At 65.9% G+C, this 17978-nt stretch carries 16 protein-coding genes; 12 read left to right on the top strand and 4 right to left on the bottom strand.

What is annotated here, in order from left to right; translation table 11 throughout:
* Positions 1–9 precede the first annotated feature (9 nt).
* From xpsH to HLH45_RS00545, 9 genes are read left to right on the top strand one after another with little or no spacing between them, the layout of a single operon-like run.
* Positions 10–519, top strand: coding sequence for a type II secretion system protein XpsH (gene xpsH / locus HLH45_RS00585; RefSeq protein ID WP_008576214.1), 510 nt, complete (start codon positions 10–12; stop codon positions 517–519).
* Entirely contained in the window at positions 516–932 is a 417-nt protein-coding gene (gene xpsI / locus HLH45_RS00580) for a type II secretion system protein XpsI (RefSeq protein ID WP_008576216.1), read from the top strand. Before xpsH ends, xpsI begins: the two co-directional genes overlap by 4 nt.
* Positions 929–1564, top strand: coding sequence for a type II secretion system protein J (locus tag HLH45_RS00575; protein WP_008576217.1), 636 nt, complete (start codon positions 929–931; stop codon positions 1562–1564). The genes xpsI and HLH45_RS00575 overlap by 4 nt, the downstream gene beginning before the upstream one ends.
* Positions 1561–2412 carry a type II secretion system minor pseudopilin gene (locus HLH45_RS00570; RefSeq protein WP_005913507.1) on the top strand — a complete coding sequence of 284 codons (852 nt, stop codon included), beginning with the start codon at positions 1561–1563 and terminating at the stop codon, positions 2410–2412. Before HLH45_RS00575 ends, HLH45_RS00570 begins: the two co-directional genes overlap by 4 nt.
* Positions 2409–3530: a PilN domain-containing protein gene (locus HLH45_RS00565; RefSeq protein ID WP_008576220.1), complete on the top strand. Its 1122-nt coding sequence runs from the start codon at positions 2409–2411 to the stop codon at positions 3528–3530. The genes HLH45_RS00570 and HLH45_RS00565 overlap by 4 nt, the downstream gene beginning before the upstream one ends.
* Complete coding sequence (gene gspM / locus HLH45_RS00560; protein WP_005913511.1) at positions 3514–4167, top strand: type II secretion system protein GspM; 654 nt, start codon at positions 3514–3516, stop codon at positions 4165–4167. The genes HLH45_RS00565 and gspM overlap by 17 nt, the downstream gene beginning before the upstream one ends.
* Positions 4157–4954: a type II secretion system protein XpsN gene (gene xpsN / locus HLH45_RS00555; RefSeq protein ID WP_008576222.1), complete on the top strand. Its 798-nt coding sequence runs from the start codon at positions 4157–4159 to the stop codon at positions 4952–4954. The genes gspM and xpsN overlap by 11 nt, the downstream gene beginning before the upstream one ends.
* Positions 4951–7254, top strand: coding sequence for a type II secretion system secretin GspD (gspD, locus tag HLH45_RS00550; protein WP_031424343.1), 2304 nt, complete (start codon positions 4951–4953; stop codon positions 7252–7254). Before xpsN ends, gspD begins: the two co-directional genes overlap by 4 nt.
* The gene (locus HLH45_RS00545) at positions 7251–8090 is read left to right on the top strand and encodes a glycosyltransferase family 2 protein (RefSeq protein ID WP_008573736.1); all 840 of its coding nucleotides are present in this window, start codon (positions 7251–7253) and stop codon (positions 8088–8090) included. Before gspD ends, HLH45_RS00545 begins: the two co-directional genes overlap by 4 nt.
* Before the next feature lie 420 nt (positions 8091–8510).
* Here HLH45_RS00545 and HLH45_RS00540 read toward each other — a convergent pair whose 3' ends face one another.
* From HLH45_RS00540 to HLH45_RS00525, 4 genes are all read right to left on the bottom strand, one after another.
* Positions 8511–9239 carry a UTRA domain-containing protein gene (locus HLH45_RS00540; protein WP_008573738.1) on the bottom strand — a complete coding sequence of 243 codons (729 nt, stop codon included), beginning with the start codon at positions 9237–9239 and terminating at the stop codon, positions 8511–8513.
* Between the two features lie 105 nt (positions 9240–9344).
* Positions 9345–9920, bottom strand: coding sequence for a nicotinamide riboside transporter PnuC (pnuC, locus tag HLH45_RS00535; RefSeq protein ID WP_008573740.1), 576 nt, complete (start codon positions 9918–9920; stop codon positions 9345–9347).
* Between the two features lie 180 nt (positions 9921–10100).
* Positions 10101–12263 (bottom strand): TonB-dependent receptor, encoded by a 2163-nt coding sequence (locus HLH45_RS00530; RefSeq protein WP_008573741.1) that lies wholly within the window; start codon positions 12261–12263, stop codon positions 10101–10103.
* A gap of 31 nt (positions 12264–12294) precedes the next feature.
* A complete protein-coding gene (locus HLH45_RS00525; protein WP_008573742.1) occupies positions 12295–13452 on the bottom strand; it encodes a phosphotransferase enzyme family protein in 1158 nt (385 codons plus the stop codon).
* A gap of 603 nt (positions 13453–14055) precedes the next feature.
* On the opposite strand from HLH45_RS00525, the gene HLH45_RS00520 reads away from it, so the two are divergent.
* The 3 genes from HLH45_RS00520 (at position 14056) to HLH45_RS00510 (ending at position 17976) form a co-directional block, all read left to right on the top strand.
* On the top strand, positions 14056–14895 hold the full coding sequence (locus HLH45_RS00520; RefSeq protein ID WP_008573749.1) for a glycosyltransferase family 2 protein: 840 nt from the start codon (positions 14056–14058) through the stop codon (positions 14893–14895).
* A 128-nt stretch (positions 14896–15023) separates the two neighbouring features.
* Positions 15024–16058, top strand: coding sequence for a hypothetical protein (locus HLH45_RS00515; protein ID WP_033478778.1), 1035 nt, complete (start codon positions 15024–15026; stop codon positions 16056–16058).
* Positions 16059–16068: 10 nt separating this feature from the next.
* Positions 16069–17976 (top strand): glycosyltransferase family 2 protein, encoded by a 1908-nt coding sequence (locus HLH45_RS00510; protein ID WP_008573752.1) that lies wholly within the window; start codon positions 16069–16071, stop codon positions 17974–17976.
* Positions 17977–17978: the final 2 nt, after the last annotated feature.

Here is a 17978-nt window from a genome sequence, read left to right as displayed (position 1 = left end):
GCGCTCGCCATGCGCGTTGCGTGTCAGTCGTTGCGTCATCGGCATGGAGTGGTCGGCCCTGGTCGGGCACGCGCGCGTGGCACCTCGTTGCTGGAGATGCTGCTGGTGATCGCGTTGATCGCAATGGCCGGCGTGCTTGCTGCCGCAGCATTGAACGGCGGCATCGACGGCATGCGCCTGCGCACTGCCGGCAAGGCCATCGCCTCGCAGCTGCGCTACACGCGCACCCAGGCGATTGCCACCGGCACACCGCAGCGGTTTCTGATCGACCCGCAGCAGCGGCGCTGGGAAGCACCCGGCGGCCATCACGGCGATCTGCCGCCGTCGCTGGAAGTGCGCTTCACCGGCGCGCGCCAGGTGCAATCGCGGCAGGATCAGGGCGCGATCCAGTTTTTTCCGGATGGTGCGTCCACCGGGGGGCGCATCGATCTGCAGGTCAAGGACGCCCGATGGCGCGTGGACGTGGGCTGGATCACCGGTGAGGTGCGTTCTGGCCCCTTGCGGACGCCGGCGCCATGAAGCGTCAGCGCGGTTACACCCTGATCGAAGTGATCGTTGCCTTCGCGTTGCTGGCGTTGGCATTGACCCTGTTGCTGGGGTCGTTGTCCGGCGCCGCACGCCAGGTGCGCGCGGCCGATGAAAGCACGCGCGCCACCTTGCACGCGCAGTCGCTGCTGGCCGTGCAGGGCATCGACAAGCCGCTGCAGCCCGAGCAGCAACAAGGCACGTTCGAAAACGGCCACTTTCGCTGGTCGATGGACGTGCGCCCGTACGACGAGCCACGGCGCAACCCGCAGGCGCCGATGTCGCCCGGCGCGCACCGGCTGCTGCAATTGACCTTGGTGGTGCGCTGGGGCGAGCAGCCCAATCAGATGCTGCAATGGCGCACGTTGCGGCTGGTGGCGGCCAACACGCAGGGCAGCCCGCCATGAGCCGTTCGCGCAGCGCAGGCTTCACCTTGATCGAAGTGCTGCTGGCCACGATGTTGCTGGTCGGTGGGTTGGCGTTGGCGTTTGCCACCTTGCGCTCGGCCAGTGCGGTGAGTCAGCGCGGCGAAGCGATCGCACAGCGCAGCGAGCGCGTACGTGCGGTGGAAGAATTCCTGCGGCGGCGCCTGGCCGCCGCATTGCCTATCGCCATGGGCATCGATACGCAAAGCCAGCAGCCGATCCTGTTCATCGGCGAGCCGCAACGCCTGCGCTTTGCCGCAGACGTGCCCGATTACCTGGGACGCGGCGGGCCGTATCTGCACGACCTGTCGGTCGCCGGCGATGGCGATCGGCGCAACCTGCTGATTGCCTTGACCATGCTGCAGTCCGGCAAGTCGATCGAAGAAAGCAGCCCGCTGCCGCCGGAGATCCTTGCCCAAGGCGTGCAACAGGTGAGTTTTCGGTATCGCGGCATGGATCCGCAAACCGGGCGCCTGAGCGCGTGGCTGCCGCAGTGGGAATGGCACGACCGCCTGCCGCTGATGGTGCGCATCGACATCCGCAGCGACGATGCCGCATGGCCGCCGATGGTGGTGGCGTTGCCGCAATCCAGCAACCCGGGGGCAGGGCAATGAGTCGTTCGCGCGGTGCCGCGCTGGTGCTGGTGTTGTGGTTGATCGCATTGCTTACCGCGATGATCGGTGCGTTCGCGCTCACCGCACGCGTGGAAGCGCTGCAGGGCAGCATGCTGCGCAACGGTGCGCAGGCGCAGGAGTACGCACGTTCTGGCCTGGAATACGCATTGTTTCGCTTGCAAGATGCCGACACCCAGGCACGCTGGCGCCCGGACGGCCGACGTTATCGCTGGCAGATGGACGATGCCAGCGTGGAGATTCGTATCACCGATGAAAGCGGCAAGGTGGATCTGAACATGGCCGAGCCCACCTTGCTCGCCGGTCTGGTGCGCGCGGTGGGCGGCGAGCAGGCCAGTGCCGGGCGCATCGCCGGTGCCATCGTCGATTGGCGCGATGGCGATTCGTTGAGCCAGCCCGGCGGTGGCGCGGAAGATCGCGATTACGCCGATGCCGGGCTGCCGTATGGCGCAAAAGACAGTCCATTCGAAACCCTGGGCGAACTGCGCCTGGTGTTGGGCATCGACGGCGAGTTGTATCGCAAGCTGTTGCCCAACGTCACGCTGTACAGCGGTCGTTCGCGGCCTGAAGCGCGTTTTGCGCCCGCCCCGGTGCTCACCGCGATGGGGTTGGACGCGCAGCAACTGCTGGCCCAGCGTGACGCGCCGCTGGGTTTGCCGGGCAGCGAGGCGACGGTCGGTGGGTCTGACACTTATAGTATCGAGAGCCGGGCGCGACTGAGTCAGGGACGCGAGGCCGTGTTGCGGGCGGTGGTGTCGACCAGCGCGTCCGCATTACCAGGGTCGGCCTATACCGTGTTGCGTTGGGAAGAGGGAGCAGCAGTGCAATGACCGCATGGCGGGATACCTTGGGTCGTATCGGCGTACGCGCCATGCCGGGAGCCGGAGGCTTCTGGCGTTGGTGGCAACAATCGCTGCTGGCCTGGCTGCCGCAGCGGTGGCAATGGCAGTTGGGTCTGTCGCAGGCACGCCTGTTGTTGCAACAGGATGGCGACACGCTGCAGTTGCTGCGCCAGCGCGATCACAGCTGCGACACCGTCGCCAGCCTGCCGTGGCCGGTGCATCCGCAGGAAGTCAATGGCTTGCTGCCGACAGCGCTTGAAGGCCTGCCGCGGCATTGGCTGTTGCCGGCCGCGCACGCCTTGCGCCGGCCATTGCGCCTGCCCGCAGCGGCAGCGGCGCGCCTGCAGGACGTGGCGCGTTTCGAGATCGATCGACAAACCCCGTTCACTGCCGACCAGGTGTATTTCGATGCGCGCGTGCTCGATGTGCGCGAAGACGGCCAGCTCGATGCCGAACTGGTGGTGGTGCCGCGACGCATGGTCGATGGCCCGGCCGGTGTGCCGGACGCATGGAGCAGCGCGCTGTCGGGCATCGATGTGACCGACGCCAATGGCCTGCCGTTGGGCGTGAACCTGCTGCCGCCGGCGCGACGCCTGCGCCGCAGCGACCCGATGCAGCGCTGGAATCTGTTGCTGGCCGCCTCTGCGCTGGTGCTGCTGGCCGTTGCCGGCTGGCTGCTGCTCGACAACCGCCGTCAGGCCGCCGACGATCTGCGCGCCAAGGTGCAGGCCAACGCCGCGCGCGCGCGCAAGGTCGCTGCCGAACGGCAGCAATTGATGGACCTGGTCGAAGGCGCGCGGTTCTTCCAGCAGCAACGCGCCACCCGCCCGACCTCGGTCGAAATCTGGGACGAACTGAGCCGGCGCCTGCCCGGTGGCACGTATCTAGAAAAATTTTCGGTCGAAGGCGGGCAACTGCAGTTGATCGGATTGAGCAACGAAGCCTCTTCGCTGGTGCGTCGTCTGGAAGGCTCGCCGTTGTGGCGTACGCCGTCGTTGACCGGCGTGCTGCAGAGCGATGCCGGCCGGAATGTCGACCGTTTCACCATCACCGCCGAGCTTGCCGGCCCCGATGCGAAGGAGGCGGCCGATGCCACGCAGCGTTAAGCGCGATCGCTGGATCGCTTTGGGCCTGCTGTTGCTGGTGATCGGCGTGGCCTACCTGGTGCTGGTGCACCCATGGTTCACCCAACCGATGATCGCGGTGCAGGACGACCTGCAGGCGCTGCGCGAACGCGAGCTGCGCGTGCGCGTGCAATTGCAGCAGGCGCCGGAAGTCAGCAAGCGGCTGCAGCAGGCGCGGCAGACGCTGGAAAGCCGCCCGGGCTTCCTGCCGGAAACCTCGGCCGAACTCGCCTCCGCCGGGCTGGTGCAGCGGCTGGAACGCGCGGTGGTGGAGGCCAGCCCTGGCAACCGCAGCTGTGCCATCAGCAACCGCTCGCCGTTGCAGCCGGAGAGCAAGAACCGCTTCACCCGCGTGGCGGTGCAGGTGCGTCTGCGCTGCGGCACGCCGGAACTGGCCTCGGTGCTGTACAGCCTGGAAAACGGCACGCCGCGCTTGTTCGTGGACAACCTCAACGTGATGGCGCAGCGCTACCAGCTTTCGCCCAACGAAAGCGGCAACGGCCTGGATATCGCCTTCGAGCTGGCCGGCTATCTGCGCCCGGGCGCCAGCGCCGCACCGCTGAACAACGAGGCCGCACCTGCTGCCCCCAACGCCGCGGAGGCCAGCAATGCGCCTTGACATGATCGGCCTGCGCACCTGGCTGCTGGCCACCGTGGTCGGTTGGGCGCTGCTGGTGTGCGTGCTGGCCGTCGCCGGCCTGGGCAAGCGCGTCGAGCTGCTGCCCGACGACCCGGCGCTGGTGCAGCGTCTGCCCACGTTGCCGGCACCGGCGCCGGAGCGCCTGGGCGCATTCGAGAAATATTCGGAAATCGCCGCGCACCCGGCGTTTGCCGAAGACCGCCTGCCGCATCCGTTCTTCCTGTCCGGCAACGATGGCAGCAGCGCCGCTTCGACAGTACGCCTGACCGGCGTGCTGCTGACGGACAACTTCAAGATGGCGACGTTGACCCTGGACCCGCAGGATTCGGTGCGCGTGCAGCTGGGCGGCGAAGCGGTGAAAGGCTGGCGCCTGCTCGCCCTGCAGCCGCGTAGCGCAACCATCGAAGGCCCCAGCGGCACGCAAACCCTGGAATTGCATGTGTTCAACGGCCAGGGCGGGCAGCCGCCCACCGCCAATGCCGCCGCACGGGGTGCCGCCACTGCCACCCCGCCGGTACCGTCCCCCGACGCTGCCGCACTTGCCCCGCCGCAGCCGCCGCAACCGCAACCGGTCGCGCCGGTGCAACAGCAGCAGCCAGGCGGGCAGACACCGCCAACCGTGCCGCCGCAGCGCAGCGATGGCGCGCAGGAAGCCCCACGCCCCTCCGACGATCAGATGCGTGCCATCCGCGAACGCATCGAAGCCCGACGCCGCCTGCTGCAACAGCAGCGCCAGAGCGGCTCTACCCCCGGTCAGACCCAATGAGTGAACGCATGACGCCGCGCCTGTTTCCCGTGTCCCTGCTGATTGGCCTGCTGGCCGGTTGCGCCACCACTCCGCCGCCGGACGTGCGCCGCAACGCGCGCCTGGATCCGCAAGTCGGTGCTGCCGGCGCCACCCAGACCGCCGCCGAGCAGGCTGCCGATGGCAACGCCAACGCCAGTGCCAAGCCCAGTCCGGTGATCCGGCGCGGCAGCGGCACCATGATCAACCAGGGCGCCGCGTCCGCGCCGGCGCCCACGCTGGGCATGGCCAGCAGCGGCAGTGCCACCTTCAATTTCGAAGGCGAATCGGTGCAGGCGGTGGTCAAGGCGATCCTGGGCGACATGCTCGGCCAGAACTACGTCATCGCGCCCGGCGTGCAGGGCACCGTGACCTTGGCCACGCCCAATCCGGTGTCGCCCGCGCAGGCGCTGAACCTGCTGGAGATGGTGCTGGGCTGGAATAACGCCCGCATGGTATTCAGCGGTGGCCGCTACAACATCGTGCCGGCCGACCAGGCGTTGGCCGGCACCGTGGCGCCCAGCACCGCATCGCCCTCTGCCGCACGCGGTTTCGAGGTGCGCGTGGTGCCGCTGAAGTTCATTTCCGCCAGCGAAATGAAAAAGGTGCTGGAGCCGTACGCGCGCCCGAACGCCATCGTCGGCACCGACCCGGCGCGCAATGTGATCACCCTGGGCGGCACTCGCGCGGAGCTGGAAAACTACCTGCGCACCGTGCAGATCTTCGACGTGGACTGGTTGTCGGGCATGTCGGTGGGCGTGTTTCCGATCCAGTCCGGCAAGGCCGAAAAGGTCAGCGCGGATCTGGAAAAGGTGTTCGGCGAGCAGAGCAAGACCCCCAGCGCCGGCATGTTCCGTTTCATGCCGCTGGAAAACGCCAACGCGGTGCTGGTGATCACCCCGCAGCCGCGTTATCTGGATCAGATCCAGCAATGGCTGGACCGTATCGACAGTGCCGGTGGCGGCGTGCGGCTGTTCTCCTACGAGCTGAAGTACATCAAGGCCAAGGACCTGGCCGATCGGCTTTCGGAAGTGTTCGGTGGCCGCAGCAACGGTGGCGATTCCAATGCGTCGCTGGCGCCGGGGTCCGAAACCAGCGTGCTCGGTGGCACGCTCGGCAACCGCGACAGCAGCCTGGGCAGCAGCTCCGGCATGACCGGCGGCAGCATCGGCGACAGCAGCGATGGCAGTTCGTCGGGCAGCGGTTTCGGCACCAGCGGTAGCAGCAGTGGTGGTTTGGGTAACGGCAGCCTGCAGCTGTCGCCGCGCAGCAATGGCAACGGCGCAGTGACGCTGGAAGTGGCCGGCGACAAGGTGGGTGTCTCGGCGGTGGCCGAGACCAATACCTTGCTGGTGCGCTCCACGCCGCAGGCATGGAGCTCGATCCGCGACGTCATCGAGAAGCTCGACGTGATGCCGATGCAAGTGCATATCGAAGCGCAGGTAGCCGAGGTGAACTTGACGGGCGCGCTGAGTTACGGCGTCAATTGGTATTTCGAAAATGCGGTGAATGCTGCCTCCGATTCGACCACCTACGGTTTCGGCGGCGCGGGGTTGCCCAGTGCCGCAGGGCGCAACATCTGGGGTGATATCGCCGGCAAGGTGACCGGCACCGAGGGCCTTGCCTGGAGCTTCCTCGGCAAGAATGCCGCCGCCATCATCACCGCCTTGGACAAGGTCACCAATGTACGGTTGTTGCAGACCCCTTCGGTGTTCGTCCGCAACAACGCCGAAGCAACGTTGAATGTCGGTTCGCGTATCGCGATCAACTCAACGTCCATCAATACCGGCATCGGCACCGACACCAGCTATTCGTCTGTGCAGTACATCGACACCGGCGTCATCTTGAAGGTGCGTCCGCGCGTGACCAAGGACGGCATGGTGTTCCTGGATATCGTGCAGGAAGTCAGCAGCCCGGGCGATCGGCCGGCGGCGTGCACATCGGCAACCGCCACCATCAACGCTGCTGCCTGTAACGTCGACATCAATACGCGCCGTGTCAAGACCGAGGCGGCGGTGCAAAGTGGCGATACCATCATGCTGGCCGGTTTGATCGACGACACCACGTCCGATACAAGCGACGGTGTGCCTTTCCTGAGCAAGTTGCCGGTAGTGGGTGCGCTGTTCGGAACCAAGGGCAAGACCAGCAACCGCCGCGAAGTCATCGTGCTGATCACCCCGTCGATCGTGCGTAACCCGCAGGAAGCGCGCAATCTCACCGACGAATATGGCCAGAAATTCAAGGCCATGGAACCTCTGAAACCCAACCAGAAGCCGCAATGAGTGCAGCGCTGCCGGTCGTGCTGGTGCCGGTGGGCACCGACGACGAGGCGCTGGATGCGTGTCTGGGCGCATTAGATGCGGCCACGCCTGCAGGAACACGCGTGTGGCTGGCCGATGATGCGCAGGCCGGCCCGCGCGGGCGCGCAGTGATCGAACCTTGGCTGGCACGCACGCCATTGCAGGCGCATTACACCCGTCGCCAGCGCATGCTGGGCGAGGTGGCGCATCTGGACGAAATGCTCAGCGCCTGCGGCGATGCCGATGTGGTGGTGCTGGGGTTGGATGCTTGCCCGTTGCCGGGGTGGTTGCGGCAGCTGACCGCGTGTTTTGCACGCGACGCCGCGATCGCCACCGCCACGCCATGGAGCAATGTGGGCGAGGCCTGCAGCTGGCCGCGGCTGGGCGAACTCAACCCGATGCCGGATTCACCCGAGCGGCTTGCGGCTGCCTGTGCCGCGATGCCGCCGCTGCACCCGGAACTGCCGTCGGCGATCGGGCATGCGGTGCTGTTGCGTGGAACGGCGCGGCGCAAGGCCGGTGGCCTGGACGCCAGCAGTTACGGCTCCTGGTACGCGGCGCTGGTGGATCTGAGCCTGCGCATGGGTGGGCTGGGCTGGCGTAACGTGCTGTGCGACACCGCCTTCGTTGCCTCCCCGCACGAGGGCCGCCCGGCCGAAGGCGACATGGACGCGCTGGCTACCCGCTGGCCGGCCTGGCATGCGCGCCTGGCCAATTTCCTCATGCACGACCCGTTGCGCGCGCAGCGCGACCAGCTGACGCAACTCCTGGCGCACCTCCCGCCACCGGATCTGCAACGCGCGTTGTTCGACGCCTAGCGTCGCCGCCGGAACGACCTGCCCACCGTCAGGCACGGTGATCGTCCGCAATCTACATGGATCACGCAGGCACGACGACGTTCGTTATCCGATCATGCGCACATGGCAACTGCAGGTTCCACTCCGCTGCAGCCTCGCTGCTCTCGCGATCGCACTTGTCGCATGACCGGATCGATGTCGTGACACCTGCATCAAGCAAAAGGCGGAACCACCGCTCAATCAGCAGCCGTGCCCCGTCGATGCCGCCGGCACGTCACCGATGCGTTCTGGCCGAAAACGTCATCCGTCCTATCAAGCAGCTTCGAATCTGCTGTTGATGACACCGAGGTGGCAGCAAAGCCGCACACACCACGAACGCAATAATGCGGCACGCTCTTCAACGATTCCCGATTCCCGATTCCCGATTCCCGATTCCCACCCCTAAAAAGCAGACCGCGTCGGCGCCTCGGTCCGCACCACCACATCCAATGCGTCGTGGCGCCAGGATTCGATATCCAGTTCCACCGCGCGGCCGTCTTCGGCAAAGCTGATCCGCTGCAGCCGAAAACACGGCGTGCCGGGCGTGGACTGCAGCAGCATCGCCTGTGTCGCGTCCAATCCGGCCGGATGCATCGACAGCTGCGCGCGGCTCAGGAACAGTCCCAGCCGCTGGTTGAACACGCTGGACAGCGACCCTGCCAGATCGTGTTCGAGCAGGCCCGGCGCCCAGTCCGCAAGCACCACATTGGTTTCCAGCAGCACTGCGCGGCGGTCGATCCAGCGCCGACGTTGCAGGACGAACACCTCGTCGTACGGGCTGTCCAGTCGCAACGCCGCGGCGTAAGCCGCGCCCGCGACCTGCCGGGTGGCGCTCAATAATTCAGTGCGCGGCTTGCGTCCTTGCGCCGCCACGTACTGCATGAAGCCCGCGATGCTGGTGGGGTCGTAGCGCACGCGCGGCGCGCTGACGAACCAGCCGCGGCGGTTTTCGCGATAGATGCGGCCTTCGGCTTCAAGCTGCTGCAGCGCTTCGCGCAGCGTGATGCGGGTGCAGGAAAATCGCTCGGCCAACGCGCGTTCCACCGGCAGGCGTTGATCCGGTCCCCATTCGCCGGCAGAGATTTGTGCGGAGATCGCTTCGGTGATGGTGTGTTGGCGCGACACGCTCATGCGGCGAACCGCAGGCGGAAGACGCAGGGCGTGAGCAAGGCAATGAGGTGGCAGGCGTGCATGTTGCGATGGTAAAGAAGAACGCGCGCACAAACCGCGACCGGCTTAGCGTGCGACGGCCAGGTTCTGTTTCTGTTGGGTTTTCCAGCTATGCCAGCCGTACACCGCAAGCGCCACGAAGCCTGCGTAGAGCAGGGCAGTAGGGTACAGCCCCTTGCTGATGAAGACGCCGACGTAGACGCAGTCGAGCACGATCCACAATACCCAGTTGGCGATGCGCTTGCGTGCTGCCCATACGCTGGCCACCAGGCTGAAACTGGCCAGCGCCGCGTCCAGCCACGGCAGCACCGCATCGGTGCGGTAATGCATATAGGCGCCGAGCGCCGCAGCGAACGCCGCGCCGATGCCCAGCGAAAGCCAGCGTTCGGCGGACGGCATCGGCAGCGGGCGTATCCGCGTGTCTGCAGCGTTGCCGGGTTGCCAGTGCCACCATCCGTAGAGCTGGGTCAGCACGTAGACCCCTTGCAGCAGCATGTCCGAGTACAGCTTCCACTGGTAGAACAGCCACGCATACAACGCCACCGCCACGATGCCCACCGGCCAGCACCAGCGAATGCGCCGCGCGGTGAGCCACACGCCCAGCAGGTTGATCACGACAGCGATGGATTCGAGCAGCGACATGCGGTACCTGGTGCGTGATAGGTCAACGTGTTGCGGCGTAGGAGGCGTTGGGACGACGGTGCATACAGTTCAGCCTTGGAACACGGCACCTCGTCGTCCACGAGCACAATCCGCAGGCGAGCTGGCAGCGCCGGTGACCGGCTGTCGACGCTGCCCGACAATGTGTGCCTACACTGCAGGTTAGAAATCCACCTGCACCGTCAGCCGTGCGGTGCGCGGCGCACCGGGGAACAGATACGCATCGCCCTGATATTCGCCGGAATCGCGCCAATAGCGCTTGTCGAACACGTTGTCCACGTTCACGCGCCAGGTGGTCGCCAGCCCGCCCAGCGCCGTGGCGTAGCGGGCACCCAGGTTGGCCACGGTGTAGGCCGGCACGCTGGCGTTGCCGAGGCGGTCGGCAAACTTGCGCCCGCTGTATTGCACACCGCCCAGCAGGGCCAGACCATCGATACCGGGCACGCTGTAATCGGCCTGCACGCTGGCGCGCAGCTTAGGCACGTTGATCGCCTGATGGCCTTCGTACTCGGCAATGTCGGTGTCCTCTGCACGCGCGCGGATTGCCGCGACGCTGGCGAACAGACGCAGCTGCCGGGTCGCCGCACCGTCGGCAGATAGCTCCAGGCCGCGGTTGTGCAGGCGGCCCTGCTGCACATAGAGCAGACCGCCATCGGCCTGCGGTTGGGTGAACTGATAGGCCTGGCGGATGTCGAACAGTGCCGCGCCCAGACGCAGGCCCTGCAGGTCGATCTTTGCGCCGGTTTCCAGCTGGTATGCATTGGTGGGCGGCAGGATCTGGTCGGCGTTATCGGCAAACCACGGCGCCGTGCCGCCGGCCGCCAGGCTCTTGGCGTAGCTGGCATACAGCGACATGTTCTGCTGCGGTTTGAACAGCAGCGCCGCCTGCGGCAGTACCGTGTCTTTGCGCGTGCGTCGCTCCAGCAGGCCGTCGCGATCGAAGCTGCGTTCGTCCAGCTGCACGTAGCGCGCGCCAAGCGACAGTTCCCACTGCGCGCCCAGGCCGATCCGGTCGGCCATGACCAGCGCGCGTTGGCGGCTGTCCAGACGGCGCTGCTTGGGGTCCAGCGCAACATCGGTCTGCGCAAAGACCTCCGGGTCGCGATCGATGCTGCCGCTGCCGACGAATTCGTTGACCGAACCAAAACGGTCGATGGTGCGGCGCAGCCACTCGCCGCCGATGCTCAGGTGTTGCTCAAACGCGCCGGTCGCGACGTGTCCTTCGAGCGTGGCACGCAGCTGATCGTGCATGCGGGTGTCGTCGGGGCTGCGGTAATCGTAGATGTCGTATTCGCCCTGCGCGCTGAAGAAGTTCGGCGTGGCGATGTCGGCGCAACTTGCCGCGCCATAACAGCCCCAGGCGAATGCAGAGAAATCGTTGATCTTCGAGCGACTGCGCGATGCTTCGGCGGTTGCGCGCCAGTCGTCGTTGAACTGGTAGGCGTAACGCAGCTGCGCGTTGAGCGCATCCATTTCCACTGGCCGCGCCCACGGCTGGTAGCCGAGCAGGCGGTGCACATCGATATCGCGCGGTACCTGCGTGCCGCCCAGCAGTTGATAGCCGGGCACCGAGCGCTGTTGCCGGTGCTGATACTCCACGTCCAGCTGCAGCAGCGCCTGCGGGGTGATCTTCCAGTCGCCGGCCAGCGACAGGAAATTGCGGTAGCCGTCGGCATGGTCGACATAGCTGTCGATGTCTTCGCGTGCGGCGTTGACGCGTAAGCCCAGCGTGCGTTCGGCACCGAACCAGTCGCCCAGATCGGCGGCGACATAGCGCGAGCCCTGTTCGTCGGTGCCCAGGGTGACGCTGCGCACGTGCTCGGGTCGCTTGGTGCGGTAGTCGATCAGTCCGGCCGGTTCGTTGACGCCCGATTGCAGCCCGGCCAGGCCCTTGAGCAGTTGCACCTGCTGTTTGTTTTCCAGTGCGATCGATTGTTCGCCCACCGCGCTCATGCCGTTGATGCGGTAACTGTTGGCGGCATTGAGCGAATAGCCGCGCACCACGAAGTTTTCGTAATAGCCGATCGGCGCATACGCATCGCCGGCAGAGGCATCGGCGCGCAAGACCTCGCTGAGTACGCGTGCCTGGCGATCGAGCAATTGCGCACGATCGATGACCGCGATCGAGGCGGGGGCGTCCAGCAGCCGGGTGGCGCCAAATCCGCTCAATGCCGTGCTGGTCTGCGCGCGCTCCCCACGCACGTTGACCGTGTCCAGTTCGACCGCATCGGCGCCGGGTTGTTGCTGCGCCAGTGCGGGGGCGCAGCACAATGCCAGTGCAAGCGCGAGCGGGCAGCGGGACAGCAGGGGGAAGGCAACGGACATTGGGCAGGACTCGACAGAGAAAGGAAAGTGCTCACGGCAGCCGGCGCGCACGTGCGTGCAGATGCGCGAGCAGGTGCTGGCCATCGGCGCTGGCGAACCAGTCCGCGTGGCCGAGCAGATAGCGGTGATAGGCGATATCGACATTGGCGGGCGAACGCGTGATGCCGGCGAAATATTCCATTTCGCTCAAGGCGAAGTCGGCATGCACGATCGGCAGCAGCGCAGCCAGGCGGTGCAAGTGGTTTGCGTCCAGTGGGCGATGCTGCGCGTAGCCCTCCAGCAGCGCGTCGAGCTGGTCGAGCTCGGCCTGTGCGCGTGCGCCGGTGTCCAGCCGCAACCAGGGGATGAGGTTGCGTTCGATCGCGGTGGCCAGATCGAATAGCGCGCTGCTGCAATCGCTCAATCCGAAATCGAAGACGGCGCTGACGCGGGTGGCTCCGTCGGTGGTGTCCCACAGCAGGTTGGACGCATGCCAATCGCCGTGGGTCCACAGCGGCGGTAGCGCGCCTGGCGCAGACAGCAGCGGCCACGCCTGCGCATGCCAGGGCAGCACGTGGGTGGCCAGATCGTCTGGCCAGGGGCGGTCCTGCAGGGCTGCTGCAAGGTGCGGCCGCGTTGGCAAGGCATCGTGCAACGCCTGCAGGGGGTCTGCCTGGGCAAACAATCGCAGATTGGCGACCAGCACGCTGGTGGAGCGTGCCGGCGCATCGAAGCCCTGGGCCGCGCAATGCAGTTGCGCTAACGCAGCGCCGGCCGCCCGCGCATGCGCAACATCGGAGAACGGTGTCCATGACAATGCATCGCGGTAGAGGTCGTGCCCCGCACCCACCCGCTGCACTTCGTACACCCAATCGGCGTGCGCCAGCGCAGTGCGGCCCCGGGCGTCGTGCAGCACCTCCACCACCGGCGCGCCGGCCCAGCGCAGATGGGCCATGAAGCTGTGTTCCTCGCGCAGCGCGGCTACGCTGCGCACACTGCAGTGGTGGCGTTTGACGATGACCGGGCCGCTTGCAGTGTCCACGCAGGCCGCTGCCGAGAACGGGCGCGCGCTATGCCAGCGCACCGCAGTGAGGCGGCCCACCGCCGCAAACCGCTGCAGCACGCGATGGATTTCATCGGTGGTCAGGACTGGCCAGTCCGGCAATGCCAGTTCCAGGCTCATGCCATGCACCTGATGCGGCACGTTCATGGCCTGACTCCCGACGGGCGCGGCAACCGTGCTGCGCCGGTGAGTGGTATAGACCAGGTTATCGGGAGTAAGGCGGCGGACGCGGCGCGCGCGCCGGCAAGAACAAGAACGGCGCTGCCGGGCCGTTGTCGCATCGCATCCGCCATCAGGTCGCGGCGATGCAAGCAATGAAAAGGCAGCGCGAAACCGCAAGGTCGCTAACCGTCATCTCAACAATCAGGTGTGGGAGTGCACCAAAAGCAACCTGCAACCCGGCTGGCGATCAGGTGCAGCGGGCGACGCGCTCTGACGCAGATGTACCCCTGGTACATGCATCGCGTGCTGCCCGCGCTTGCCTGGCTGCGCAGTCGGTTTGCCGGTTGCACAAAAGTGTGGCAACGGAAACCGCGTGCGGCTCCGGGCGCGCAGTATGCGCCTTGCGGCGGTGGGTCGCCATGCTGCAAGGCGCGTTCGCGCCCGGTCACTGCGTGCAAGCGGAAGCGTGGCGCCGTTCCAATCGCGTCCGGACGTCGGCGCGATGCGGCCGCGGCAGCGCCTGTCGCGCAGCGAGCATCGGCCAACCCAAGATGGCGCTGCGCCGCTCCGGCACCGGATAATGGCCGGATGACTCCCGTCCAGATCGCCGCCGTCGTCGTCACTTATGAAAGCAGCAGCACCATCGATGCGTGCCTGTCGCGATTGCGCGCGGCCGAGGGCATCAGCGAGATCCGCGTGGTCGACAACGCTTCCAGCGACGACACCCTGGAAGTGGTGCAGCGTCATGCCCTGGCCGATGCGCGGCTGCATTTCATCGCCAATCCCGACAACCCTGGTTTTGCGACTGCCTGCAACCAGGGCGCGCGCGATTCGCAGGCACCCTGGCTGGTCTTCATCAACCCGGACCTGATGGTCGCGCGCGATACCTTGCTACAGCTGTACGACCGGGCAGCGGGACATCCGGCGGTGTTGCTGGGGGTGGAGCAGGTGGATGAGCAGGGGCGCCCGGATGCGGCCGTGCGCCGCCGCGACCCTGACTTCGCCGCGATGCTGCGCGCGCCGCGCGCCGCCGCCAATCTGGCGGTGCCGGCCGATCCGTCGCGCGCCTTGCAGCCGGTGGATGCCATTTCCGGGGCGTTGATGCTGATGCAGCGCAGCCTGTTCGACCGGCTGGGCGGCTGGGACGGCAGTTACCGGCTGCATGCTGAAGACCTGGATCTGTGCCGGCGCGCCCGCCAGGCCGGTGCCCTGGTGGCGGTGGCCAACGATCTTCAAGTGCTCCACGTACGCGGGGTCTCCAGCCGCGCGCGGCCGTTCTTTGTGGAGTGGCACAAACATCGTGGATTGTGGCGCTATTTTCGTAAATTCGAGGCTGATCGACGCGGGCTGCCGACGCGGCTTGGCGTGTGGCTTGCGATCTGGATCCACGCAGTGGCCCAGGTGCCGCGTTTGTTGCAAAACAAATGAGTTGGATCGCGTTAAATTTGTGATAAGTCGGTGATGGGGCGCCGGCCGCAACTGTGATACGTTTCGCCCCGAAGTGTGATCAACCCTAGCTTCCTGTCCCTTCCGGGTCCCCCATCAGGAATCGTGCAATGTCTTTACAGAACGACCCGCAAAGGCGGGTACGTCGGTCGTGCGCTACCCCGCTTCAGTCCAGTTCGATTGCCTCGCCGTGTCATCCCAATCCAACCCAACCGCGTGCGCTGTCGGTCCTGGCATCGGCGCTTGCACTGAGCTGTGTGCTGGCCGCATTGCCGGGTACCGCATTGGCCGGTGCGTGGACCCAGCCGCAGGGCGACACCCTGGTGATCGTCAAGGCGCTGCATAGCGATGGCCGCGGGTGGTTCGACGACAGCCACCACCGCACGACCTTCGGCGACGGCCAGCAGTTCGATGGCAATGGCCGCAGCCGTCAGGACCAGCTCAACGTCTACGTCGAGCATGGTCTGACCGAAAAGCTCAGCTTCATCGGCAACTTCTATTTCAACGACGTGGGTTTCAGCAACCACGATGCCGTCAACGGCCGTCAGCAAACCACGACGACCGGTTTTGCCGATCAGGAAATCGGCTTGCGCTATGCATTGCCGAGCGCGCAGAACGATGTCTGGCGCAGTGCCGTGCAGGCCCTGGTGAGCATCCCCGCGTATGGGCGCAGCAAGACCTACCACCCGAACAATCCTTCTGCCAATTCCGACCCTGCGCTTGGCCTGGGCGACTATGGCCTTGAGCTGCGCTACAGCCGCGGCCGCGGCTACACGCTGGGCGGCCGCAACGGCTATGTCGATCTGGGGGGCGCGGTCCGCCTGCGCGGAAGCGCGGCGTCCGACGAACTGCGGGTAGACGCGTCCACAGGTCTGAGTCTGACCCCGAGTTGGCTGCTGTTGGGCGAACTCAATGTGATCCAGGGGTTGGGCAACGGGCGTGGCAACTTCGATGTTGCCGGTAGCGGTGGCGGCGTGGGCTTCGTCGCCACCGGCACCAACTACGATCTCACCAAGTTGCAGTTGTCCACGCTGTACACGGCGCCGGGTGGCAGCCAATGGCAGGTGGGGTATCAGCAGCCGGTGATGGGGCGCAACACCGGTGCCGCGGGCGGGCCATTCGTGGCCGCCTGGTGGCGTTTCTGAGGGGCCGCACATGACGGTCACCTGCGAAACGGACGCGCTGGGACGAGCACCGGACATCGGCCGCGAACGCGGTCTGCTGGGTCGTGCGCTGGTGTCGGCAGGCGTCATCACCGATGAACAGCTGCGCTCGGCGCTGGCCTTGCAGCAACGCTGGAATTCGCGCCTTGGCGATGTGATCCTGGCCCAGCGCGGCGTGCCGGCGCAGCGGTTCTACGCCATCGTTGCCGCGCACTTCGGGCTGCAATTCATCGATCTGGTGCAGCAGCCGCCGGATCCTGCGCTGCTCACCCCCGGCGATCTGGATAGCTACGCGCAGCGCCTGGTGTTGCCGTGGCGGCGCGAGGACGGTGTGCTGGTGCTGGCGGTGGCCGATCCGGATCCGGCCTTGTTCGCCTGGGCACGTGCCCATTACGGCGAAGACGTGCGCTTTGTCGGTACCGCCAAATTCGACATCATCTGGAGCCTGCAGCGCTATGCCGACGAGCAGCTCACCGACAACGCGCTGAACCTGCTTGCGGCGCATGCGCCGACGTATTCGGCACGCCAGGTCATCACGCGCGGGCAGAAGTTCGCGTTGTGGGCGTTGGCGGCGGTGATGCTGGCGACGTTGGTGCTGTTCCCGGTGCCGGCCCTGATTGCCGTCAACGTGCTGGTGGCGCTGGGCTTTCTGGCCACCTTCGGGTTGAAGTTGCTGCTGGTGTGGTTCGGCTCGCGCCATCGCATCGACATCAAGGTCACCGAAGACGAGGTGGCCGCGCTGCGCGACGACGACCTGCCGGTCTATACCGTGCTGGTGCCGATGTACAAGGAGCCGGAAGTCCTGCCGATCCTGGCCAACGCGCTGCGCAAGCTGGATTACCCGATCAGCAAGCTGGACGTCAAGCTGGTGCTGGAAGCGGACGACCTGGACACCATCGAAGCGGCCAAGAAACTCGGCCTGGAAGCGTTCTTCGAAATCATCCGGGTGCCGCCGTCGCAGCCCAAGACCAAGCCCAAGGCCTGCAACTACGCACTGCATTTTGCGCGTGGGCAGCTGCTTACCATCTACGACGCCGAAGACAAGCCCGAGCCGGACCAGCTCAAGCGCGTGGTTGCGGCATTCCGCAAGGCCGAAAAGGATGTGGTGTGCATCCAGGCGCGGCTGAACTACTACAACGCCGACGAAAACTGGCTGACGCGGATGTTCACGCTGGAGTACACGCTCTGGTTCGACTTTTACCTGCCGGCGCTGGAATACCTGCGCATTCCGATTCCGTTGGGTGGCACCTCCAATCACTTCCGTCTGGACGTATTGCGCCAGGTGCGCGCGTGGGATCCGTACAACGTCACCGAAGACGCCGATCTGGGCGTGCGGCTGATCCAGAACGGATACCGCGTCAATGTGGTCAATTCCACCACCTTCGAAGAAGCCAACGTCAGCATTCCCAACTGGATCCGGCAGCGGTCGCGCTGGCTTAAGGGCTATATGCAGACCTGGCTGGTGCACATGCGCGACCCGGTGCATCTGTATCGCAGCACCGGCTTCAAGGGATTTTGGGGGTTCCAGTTCTTCATCGGCGGCGGTTTTTTCACCGCATTGGGCGTGCCGGTGCTCTGGGCGTTGTACGCGGCGTGGGCGCTGACCGGCACCACGATGTTCGAACGCTTCTTCCCGCCGTGGCTGGCGGGGGTCTCGCTGGTCAATCTGCTGCTGGCCAATGCGTTCTTCATCTACATCACGCTGGTTGCAGCGTTCAAGCGCGACTACTTCAAGCTGGCGCCGTACGCACTGACGGTGCCGTTCTACTGGGCGTTGCAGTCGATCGCCGCCTACAAGGGTCTCTGGCAGCTGATCCACAATCCGTTCTATTGGGAGAAGACCACGCATGGCATCAGCAAGCATTCGGAAAACGAGCGCCGCGCCGCACTCGAAGAGTGAGC

The sequence above is a fragment of the Xanthomonas euvesicatoria genome (assembly GCF_013112235.1).
Taxonomy (GTDB): domain Bacteria; phylum Pseudomonadota; class Gammaproteobacteria; order Xanthomonadales; family Xanthomonadaceae; genus Xanthomonas; species Xanthomonas euvesicatoria.
This window is presented reverse-complemented; position numbering and strand designations above follow the sequence as displayed.